This is a genomic window from Aquitalea sp. S1-19 (assembly GCF_024343515.1).
The window spans coordinates 1-8,652 of the sequence record NZ_RJTZ01000125.1 but is presented as its reverse complement, the minus strand read 5'-3'; the positions used below and the strand labels follow the sequence as shown (position 1 = coordinate 8,652).

7 protein-coding genes are annotated in these 8,652 nt (G+C 58.1%); 4 read left to right on the top strand and 3 right to left on the bottom strand.

Going from position 1 to position 8,652, the window contains the following annotated elements; translation table 11 throughout:
* Positions 1–155: 155 nt before the first annotated feature.
* Both EGI20_RS15150 and EGI20_RS15145 read right to left on the bottom strand, forming a co-directional pair.
* Positions 156–1,499: a GntT/GntP/DsdX family permease gene (locus EGI20_RS15150; protein WP_124736488.1), complete on the bottom strand. Its 1,344-nt coding sequence runs from the start codon at positions 1,497–1,499 to the stop codon at positions 156–158.
* A gap of 230 nt (positions 1,500–1,729) precedes the next feature.
* Positions 1,730–2,263, bottom strand: coding sequence for a gamma carbonic anhydrase family protein (locus tag EGI20_RS15145; protein WP_498632454.1), 534 nt, complete (start codon positions 2,261–2,263; stop codon positions 1,730–1,732).
* Positions 2,264–2,334: 71 nt separating this feature from the next.
* Here EGI20_RS15145 and EGI20_RS15140 point away from each other — a divergent pair, with 71 nt between their 5' ends.
* The 3 genes from EGI20_RS15140 (at position 2,335) to EGI20_RS15130 (ending at position 7,281) form a co-directional block, all read left to right on the top strand.
* Complete coding sequence (locus EGI20_RS15140; protein ID WP_498632452.1) at positions 2,335–4,368, top strand: M3 family metallopeptidase; 2,034 nt, start codon at positions 2,335–2,337, stop codon at positions 4,366–4,368.
* A 144-nt stretch (positions 4,369–4,512) separates the two neighbouring features.
* A complete protein-coding gene (locus EGI20_RS15135) occupies positions 4,513–6,009 on the top strand; it encodes an amino acid permease (protein WP_498632451.1) in 1,497 nt (498 codons plus the stop codon).
* A 93-nt stretch (positions 6,010–6,102) separates the two neighbouring features.
* The gene (locus EGI20_RS15130) at positions 6,103–7,281 is read left to right on the top strand and encodes a porin (RefSeq protein WP_498632450.1); all 1,179 of its coding nucleotides are present in this window, start codon (positions 6,103–6,105) and stop codon (positions 7,279–7,281) included.
* Between the two features lie 49 nt (positions 7,282–7,330).
* Here EGI20_RS15130 and EGI20_RS15125 read toward each other — a convergent pair whose 3' ends face one another.
* Complete coding sequence (locus tag EGI20_RS15125) at positions 7,331–7,510, bottom strand: hypothetical protein (protein WP_498632449.1); 180 nt, start codon at positions 7,508–7,510, stop codon at positions 7,331–7,333.
* Between the two features lie 121 nt (positions 7,511–7,631).
* On the opposite strand from EGI20_RS15125, the gene xth reads away from it, so the two are divergent.
* Positions 7,632–8,408 (top strand): exodeoxyribonuclease III, encoded by a 777-nt coding sequence (gene xth, locus EGI20_RS15120; RefSeq protein ID WP_498632447.1) that lies wholly within the window; start codon positions 7,632–7,634, stop codon positions 8,406–8,408.
* Positions 8,409–8,652 lie beyond the last annotated feature (244 nt).

The window sequence follows — 8,652 nt, the reverse complement described above, 5'->3', positions numbered from 1 at the left end:
GCGATGCCAGGGTTGAACCAGCTGGTTTCCTGCAAGGCGATCAGTTCATTGATCAGCGGGTAGCTGGCGCACCAGCTTTCAATTGTTTTGCCCAGAATCATGATGTTGCTCCTGTATCAGATAATAAGTTTGATCATGTGTTGTCTGTAGTCTGCTTAAATCACGCGCGACAACAGCAAAGTCAGTCCCAGTGCGACCACGGAGGCCAGCACGGTACCGCCGGTAAATTTCTTCAGTGCATCGGATAGCGAGACACCCAGATATTCCTTCACCACCCAGAATGCCGAGTCGGTGACGTGGGTCCAGCCGATAGCGCCGGCGCCGATGGCAATCACGATGATTTCACGGCTGTAGCCGGAGTTATCGCCCAGCATAGGCAATACCATGCCGGCCGCGCTGATCATGGCAACGGTGGCCGAGCCGACGGCGAAGTGCATCAGCCCTGCAATCAGCCAGGCCAGTACGATAGGGTTCATGTCCAGTTGTGCCAGCGTTCCGGCCAGGACCTTGCCCACGCCGCTGTCGATCAGGATGCCGTTGAAGGCACCGCCGGCACCGATGATCAGCAAGATGCTGGCCAGTGGCGGGAAGCATTTGTCGGTCAGCACCAGCAGGTCGGCCATCTTCAGGCCGCGACGCAGCCCCAGCGACCAATAGGCGAACATCACCGCAATCGCCAGCGCTGGCAGCGGGTTACCCAGAAAGGCAACCACTTCGTAGCTGGTGGTGCCTTGCGTCAGCCCCATGGTGGCAACCGTTTTGCCTACCATCAGCAATAGCGGCAGCAGGATGGTGAACAGGGTGATGCCGAAGCCGGGCAGATCCTTGCGCTCGCTGCTGTCACAGCGCTCTTCCAGAAAAGCCTGCTGGGTAGAAGGTGCTTCACGCTTGCATACCAGATTGATCCAGACCGGGCCGGCGATGATGGCAGTCGGCAAGCCCACGATCAGGCCGTACATGATGACCTTGCCTACATCGGCGCCCAGCATGCCGGTAATTGCCATGGCGGCAGGGTGGGGTGGCAGCATGCAATGCACCACCATCAGCGAAATGGCCAGCGGCACGCCCAGATACAGCATATTGAGGCGAGTTTCTTTAGCGACGACATAGATCAGCGGAATTAGCAGCACAAAGCCCACTTCGAAAAAGACCGGAATGCCGGCGATGAAGCCGACCAGCATCATCGCCCATGAAGCGCGATCCTTGCCCAGCGTCTGCAGCAGGGTCTTGGCGATGCGCTCGGCTCCGCCGGATTCTTCCAGCATTTTGCCCAGAATGCTCCCCAGACCGATAATCGCCGCCAGAAAGCCCAGCGTGCCACCGACCCCGTTTTCGAACGAGGCGGCAATCGAGGTGAGCGGCATGCCCGAGCCGATGCCGACCACGAAACAGGCCGCCATCAGTGCAAGAAAAGCATGAACCCGGACTTTGACGATCAGCACCACAATCAGCACGATGGCCAATAGCAATACCAGTAATAAACCTGTACCACCTTGCATGACATCTCCCGGAGTATTGGCCGCTTACGCATCGTGAGCGTGCCTGATGGGAGCGATTAGACAGCTGTTGCCCTGTCACTGGCAAAGGATGGTTTTTCAGGTGACAGATGATTTGTGTGCATGTATGGCAGCGGGTGCTGCGTGCAGCTGGAAGCGTGCTTCAGCCGTCGTGGCAGGAGGTGGACGCAGGCGCGGGAGTCCGCGCCTGCAGGGTTTCAGTTCGCTGCTCTTCAGCCCTTGTGCTTATTCATCAGCCGCACATAGTGCTCGGCCGAGTACTTGAAATAGGCGATCTCTTCTGCCGTCAACGCGCGCACCTTTTTCACCGGATTGCCCAGGTACAAATAGCCCGACTCCAGCCGTTTGCCCGGCGGCACCAGCGAACCTGCCCCGACCAGTACATGCTTTTCGATATGCGCACGATCCAGCACGATGGAGCCGATGCCGACCAGCACTTCGTCGTCTATGGTGCAGCCGTGCAGCGTCACATGGTGGCCGATGGTCACATGTTTGCCGATGACTAGCGGCGCGCCCAGCGGATCGGATTCTTTTTTGTGGGAGACATGCAACATGGCGAAGTCCTGCACATTGCTGCCTTCACCGATGGTGATGCTGTTGACGTCGCCACGGATGACCGCATACGGCCATACCGAGCTGTCTTTTTCCAGTGTGACCTCACCGATGACCACGGCTGCCGGGTCGATATAGGCCGAAGCGGCCACATTTGGCGTGATGCCATCAAAAGAACGCAGGTTGTGATTCATCGGGCTGTCCTCATCTTGTCGTTTGATGCTGCCTATCATACAGGCGAGCCCCGACCAAGGATGACATAACGATGAATACCAACCCGCTGCTCGATTTTTCTGGCCTGCCCCGTTTCGATGAAATCCGCGCCGAGCATGTCGCGCCCGCCATCGACCAGCTGCTGACCGAGGCGCGTGCCGCCGTCGCTGCTGTGACCGCCAATAGCGAGTCCCCGAGCTGGGATAATGTCGAAGGCCCGCTGACCGATGCCACCGAGCGGCTGGGGATCGCATGGAATGCGGTCTACCACCTTAATAGCGTGCTCAACATGGACGGCATGCGCGATGCGTTCAATGCCGCTTTGCCCAAGGTGTCCTTGTTCGGCACCGAGCTTGGGCAGAACCTTGAGCTGTTCGCCAAGTATCAGGCTTTGCGTGCTGCCGGCGATTTTGATGCCTGGCCACAGGCGCGCAAGACCGTGATCGAAAATGCGCTGCGCGACTTCCGTCTGGCTGGCGCCGAGCTGCCGGACGAGCAGAAGGCGCGCTATGTCGAGGTGTCGACGCGCATGTCCGAGCTGTCGGCCAAGTTTTCCGAGAATGTGCAGGATGCGACCGATGCCTGGGTGAAAATCATTGCCGATGAAGCTGAGCTTGCCGGCGTGCCGGACGATGCGCGTGCCATGTTCGCCGCGATGGCGGCGGCCGACAGCAAGGAAGGCTTCAAGCTGACCCTGCAGTTTCCGTGCTATTTCCCGGTGATGCAGTATGCCGACCGCCGCGAACTGCGCGCCGAGGTGTATGAAGCCTACGCCAAGCGTGCGTCCGAATTCGGCCTGGCAGAGCAGGACAACACCCCCATCATGCGCGAAAAGCTGAAACTGGCACGCGAAGAAGCGCAGTTGCTGGGTTTTGACTCTTACGCCCAGCTGTCGCTGGCGACCAAGATGGCCGAGTCGCCGGAGCAGGTGATTGCCTTCCTGCGCGATCTGGCGGTGCGCGCCAAGCCGTATGCGGCGCAAGACCGCGCCGAGCTGGAAGCCTTTGCCCGCGAAACGCTGGGTCTGGAGTCGCTGGAAGCGTGGGACATCGCCTACGCCAGCGAAAAGCTGCGCGAACAGCGCTATGCCTTCTCCGAGCAGGAGCTCAAACAGTACTTCCCTGAGCCCAAGGTGCTGGACGGCCTGTTCGGCGTGGTGAAAACCCTGTACGGCGTCGACATCCGCAAGGCGGAAGCGAAGGTATGGCACGATGATGTGGACTACTTCGAGATCGTCAAGGATGGCGAGCTGATCGGCGGTTTTTACCTTGATCTTTACGCGCGTGAAGGCAAGCGCCCCGGCGCGTGGATGGCTGATGTATTCGGGCGCCGCACCAAGGCTGGCAAGGTGCAAAAGCCGGTGGCTTTTCTCACCTGCAACTTCACCCGCCCGGTTGGCGACAAGCCGGCCGTATTTACCCACGATGAAGTAATCACCCTGTTCCACGAGTTCGGTCACGGCCTGCACCACCTGCTGACCCGCGTCGATGAGCTGGGCGTATCCGGCATTTCCGGCGTCGAGTGGGATGCAGTCGAGCTGCCATCGCAGTTTATGGAGAATTTCTGCTGGGAATGGGATGTGCTGCAGGGCATGACGGCACAGGTGGACAGCGGCGAGCCGCTGCCCAAGCTGCTGTTCGACAAGATGATCGCGGCCAAGAACTTCCAGAACGGCATGATGATGGTGCGCCAGCTGGAGTTTTCGCTGTTCGACATGCGCATGTATCACGAGATGGACCCGGACGGCGACTGGATGGCGCTGCTGGAAGCGGTGCGTGACGAGGTGGCCGTCAACCGTCCGCCGGCCTACAACCGCTTCCCAAACTCGTTCAGCCATATCTTCGGCGGCGGCTATGCCGCCGGCTATTACAGCTACAAGTGGGCGGAAGTGCTTTCGGCCGATGCTTATGCGGCATTCGAAGAAGCGGGCGGCGCCAACCCGGAAACCGGCGCGCGCTTCTGGAACGAGATCCTGGCCGTAGGCGGTTCGCGTCCGGCACTGGAATCTTTCCGCGCCTTCCGTGGTCGTGACCCTCAGATCGACGCGCTATTGCGCCATGGCGGCATGGTGGAAGCGGTGCATTAAGCACAAATTATATCTTTCCATTCAAAAGCCACCGGTGTTAATTCGGTGGCTTTTTTGTTTCCATTTGGGATGCCTGAAGGGGGATAAATTACATTGGCCTGCTATTTTGAGTAGACAGGCGTCTCTCAGACAGGAGCACAAGGCATGGGTAGCGAAACTGGCGCACAAGAACAGACCACAACCGGGCTGCATCGCAGCTTGCAGGCACGCCATCTGACCATGATCGCGATAGGCGGAGCCATCGGCACCGGCCTGTTTGTCGCCTCCGGTGCTTCGGTTGCGCAGGCCGGGCCGGGGGGCGCGGTGGTGGCCTATCTGGTGATCGGCATCATGGTGTATTTCCTGATGTCCAGCCTCGGCGAGATGGGGGCGTATATGCCCGAATCTGGCTCGTTCACCCTGTATAGCGAGCGTTTTGTCGATCCGGCTTTCGGCTTTGCCCAAGGCTGGAATTACTGGTTCAACTGGGCGGTGACCATCGCCGTTGAACTGGTGGCGGCGCAGATTGTGATGGCATTCTGGTTTCCCGATGTGCCCGGTTACTGGTGGAGTGCTCTGTTTTTGACCATCTTTGTGTTGCTGAATGCTTTTTCGGTCAAGAGTTTCGGTGAGGGCGAGTACTGGTTTTCCATGGTCAAGGTCTCCGCCGTGGTGGTGTTCCTGCTGGCCAGTGTCTTTATGCTATTGGGTGTGCTGGGCAAGGGGCCGGCACCGGGGCTATCCAATTTCACCATGGGAGAGGCGCCGTTTGTCGGTGGTCTGGACGCCATTATCGGTGTGGCGATGATTGCCGGCTTTTCCTATCAGGGGACCGAACTGATCGGTATCACGGCAGGCGAGGCCGAGCATCCGGAAAAAACCATACCCAAAGCCATACGCCAGGTGTTCTGGCGTATCTTGATCTTCTATGTGCTGTCCATTCTGATGATTGGCCTGTTGCTGCCATATAACGATCCCTTGCTGCTCAGAAGCAATGTCAAAGATATCGCGGTCTCGCCCTTTACCCTGGTGCTCGAAAAAAGCGGCGTCATGGCTGCGGCGTCCATCATGAATGCGGTGATCCTCACTGCCATTCTGTCTGCGGGCAACTCGGGCATGTACGCCTCTACCCGTACCCTGTATTCGATGGCGCTGGACGGGCAGGCCCCCAAGGTGTTTGCCAAACTCAGCAAGAACGGCATCCCGATTTACGCGCTGCTGATGACGACTGCGGTCGGGGCCTTGTGCTTTTTTACCTCGCTGGTCGGTGATCAGGTGATTTACCTGTGGCTGCTGAATCTGTCCGGGCTATGCGGTTTTATTGCCTGGCTGGGTATTGCCATTTCGCACTACCGTTTCCGCAAGGGCTTTATCGCACAAGGGCGCTCCTTGTCCGAATTGCCTTATCGTGCGCGCTTCTTTCCGTTCGGCCCCCTGTTCGCCTTCAGCCTGTGCCTGTTTATCGTACTTGGGCAAAACTATGAAGCCTTTTTCGAGGCCAATATCAACTGGAACGGCATCATCGCCACCTATATCGGTTTGCCGCTGTTTTTGCTGGTGTGGCTGGTTTACCGCATTAAACACAAGACCCGGTTTGTGCGGATCGACGAGATGCAATTCCCGCCCAGGGTAGAGCCTGCGCGCAAAGCGGATGATAGTTGACTAAAACGTAAGAGGTTTGCACAAGGCTGCGCGCAACCCTGTTTCAGGCTTGTCGTGCTGGGACGGATGTGGGTTTCACAGGAGAGTATGGATATGAAAAAATTAATGGTGTTGGCCATCGCTGCCTTGCCGGCAGCGGCAATGGCCGATGTGGAAATCTACGGCAAGATGACTGGCGAGATTGCGCGCAACAAGACGGCGACGGCGACCTATCCGGATAACAGCGCAGGCCAGACTGCGGGTTCATTTGGCGCTACCACCGAGATAGACAGCGCATCCGGTGTGAACTCGCATATCGGCTTTCGCGGCAATGAAGCCTTGGGCAATGGCCTGAAGGCGATCTGGCAGCTCGAGCAGGGTATTGATTTTACCGATGGCGGTTCGGGCAATACCTTTGCCACGCGTGACAGCTTCATCGGTCTGGCTTCCGACGACTGGGGCTCGGTCAAGCTCGGCCACATCAGCACCTTCCAGAATTCGAATATGGAGTATGTCGACCCGTGGACGTACAACGCCGACACCCATGTCAACGGCAGCAGTATCTTCACCCGTACCGACGGCCGGGTCGACAGCGCGATCCGCTACGACAGCCCGACGTTGCTGGGGGGGCTCAACTTCGCGTTGCTCTACGGCTTTAACGAGCCGGGTGGCGGCCAGCCCAAGCAGAACACTTTCAACTTCGGCGTGTCGTACAACTGGGGGGCGTTCACTGCGGCGTACAGCTACCTGAACTACCAGAACAACAACCAATTGACGGTCAATACGATTGCTCCAAATGGTGATGTCACTTCGGCGACAACCGGAGGAACTTCGCCGGCACTGGGGCAGCGTTTCGAGGTTATGTATAGCGAGGGTCCGCTGTATCTGGCTGCCGGTTACCAGCAGACCAAGGGCTATGGCAGTAACTTGTGGCCAGGGACGAATCCGTCTTTCGATAACCTGACCGAGCGGACAGAGGGGCAACCATTGCCTCTTTGGTATGGCCAGAACATAAAGACCAAGGAAGCCGAGCTGACCGCGTCCTATAGCCTGGGCAACTTCACGCCGCGCCTGACCTATGCCTATGGCTGGGATGTCGACGCAAACGGTGCCAAACAGTCGGACACCGGTTACCAGCAATGGGTCGTCGGTACTGATTATCAGATTTCCAAACGCACCATGAGCTATGTCTCCTACGGCCGCGTCAAGTACGACCAGAACGTGCCGTTTGGCAGTGGCAGCGGCGTAGACAACGAGTACACCTTGGGTGTCGGTCTGTCACACAGTTTCTAAGCAGGATTTCAAATCGGAAAACCGCCCGTCACCGGGCGGTTTTGCATTATTAGCGGCTGGCTTCCGGCTCTTCCCGCTCGGGCGAACCCAGCGTATGGTGGTGGCGGAAGGTGGGAGTGCGTAGCGCGAACGACGGCGCAATCGGGGTCAGGGTGGTACGATTCGGATTCTGCGTCGGGCAAAGTGCCCGTGCATCGGTGTGCTGCAAACGCTTGTCTTGAGCTCGCAAAGGCTCTCTCCGTTGATATGACGATTTGATTCTAGGCCGCAGGAGAGCGGGCTGACAATGTTTCTTGCGGCGAGTGTTGTTTAATTGATTAAACGTATTGTTTAACGGATTGGGTTTATTGATGAAATTGGCTACCTGGAATGTCAACTCCCTCAAGGTGCGCCTGCCACAAGTCTTGCAATGGCTGCAGGATAATCCGGTCGATGTCTTGTGCCTGCAGGAGCTGAAGCTGGATCAGGACAAGTTTCCGCAGGAAGAGATTGAAGCGGCCGGTTACCGCGCAGCCTGGCTGGGACAAAAAACGTATAACGGCGTGGCGATTCTGGTGCGCAGCCCTTTGACCTTAAGCGATGTGGTCAGCGGTATTCCCGGTTACGACGATGTACAGCGCCGGGTGATCACCGCCACGGTAGGCGGGGTGCGCGTGATGTGTGCCTACTTCGTCAACGGCGAGGCGGTCGACTCGGAAAAGTATCCGTACAAGCTTGCCTGGCTCGCGGCACTGGAAGGCTATGTGGCAAGCGAAGTGGCTGCACATACCGATTTCGCCTTGCTGGGTGACTACAATATCGCACCCGACGACCGCGATGTATATGACCCCGAGGCTTGGCAGGGCAAGGTCTTGTGCTCGGAACCCGAGCGCGCCGCCTTCTTCCGCCTGATTGCGCTTGGCCTGTCCGATTCTTTCCGTCTGTTTAATCAGGACGACAAGCAGTACAGCTGGTGGGACTACCGCGCGATGATGTTCCGCCGCAATCTTGGGGTGCGTATCGACCACATCCTGATCAGTGATTCGCTTAAGGCGCGGGCGCTGGCTTGCGACATCGACAAGGCCCCGCGCAAATGGGAGCGTCCGTCCGATCACACGCCGGTGGTACTGACGCTGGCAGCGCAATAGCCTGACTATTTGTTCTGTATCAAGAGTATGTACTATCCACGTTGGCAGGGAGGCCGGCTTGCCGGATGATGGCCGGCAAGCCGAATGCTTGGGAGCCTGTGTGGATTACGCTTTTGACAACCGCCTCGACTTTACCCTGTTTGACAAACTGCAACAGCAGCAGGACAGTGCGCCGCATTTTCACCCCTATAGCCAGCTGGTGTTTCCCCGTAGCGAAGGCGTGCTGGTCGCGATCGGAACGGCA

Excerpts from the sequence above, each read along its gene's own strand:
- EGI20_RS15140 (WP_498632452.1), top strand. The coding sequence starts at position 2,335 with ATGAATACCAACCCGCTGCTCGATTTTTCTGGCCTGCCCCGTTTCGAT.
- EGI20_RS15130 (WP_498632450.1), top strand. The coding sequence starts at position 6,103 with ATGAAAAAATTAATGGTGTTGGCCATCGCTGCCTTGCCGGCAGCGGCA.
- EGI20_RS15145 (WP_498632454.1), bottom strand. The coding sequence starts at position 2,263 with ATGAATCACAACCTGCGTTCTTTTGATGGCATCACGCCAAATGTGGCC.
- EGI20_RS15135 (WP_498632451.1), top strand. The coding sequence starts at position 4,513 with ATGGGTAGCGAAACTGGCGCACAAGAACAGACCACAACCGGGCTGCAT.
- xth (WP_498632447.1), top strand. The coding sequence starts at position 7,632 with ATGAAATTGGCTACCTGGAATGTCAACTCCCTCAAGGTGCGCCTGCCA.
- EGI20_RS15150 (WP_124736488.1), bottom strand. The coding sequence starts at position 1,499 with ATGCAAGGTGGTACAGGTTTATTACTGGTATTGCTATTGGCCATCGTG.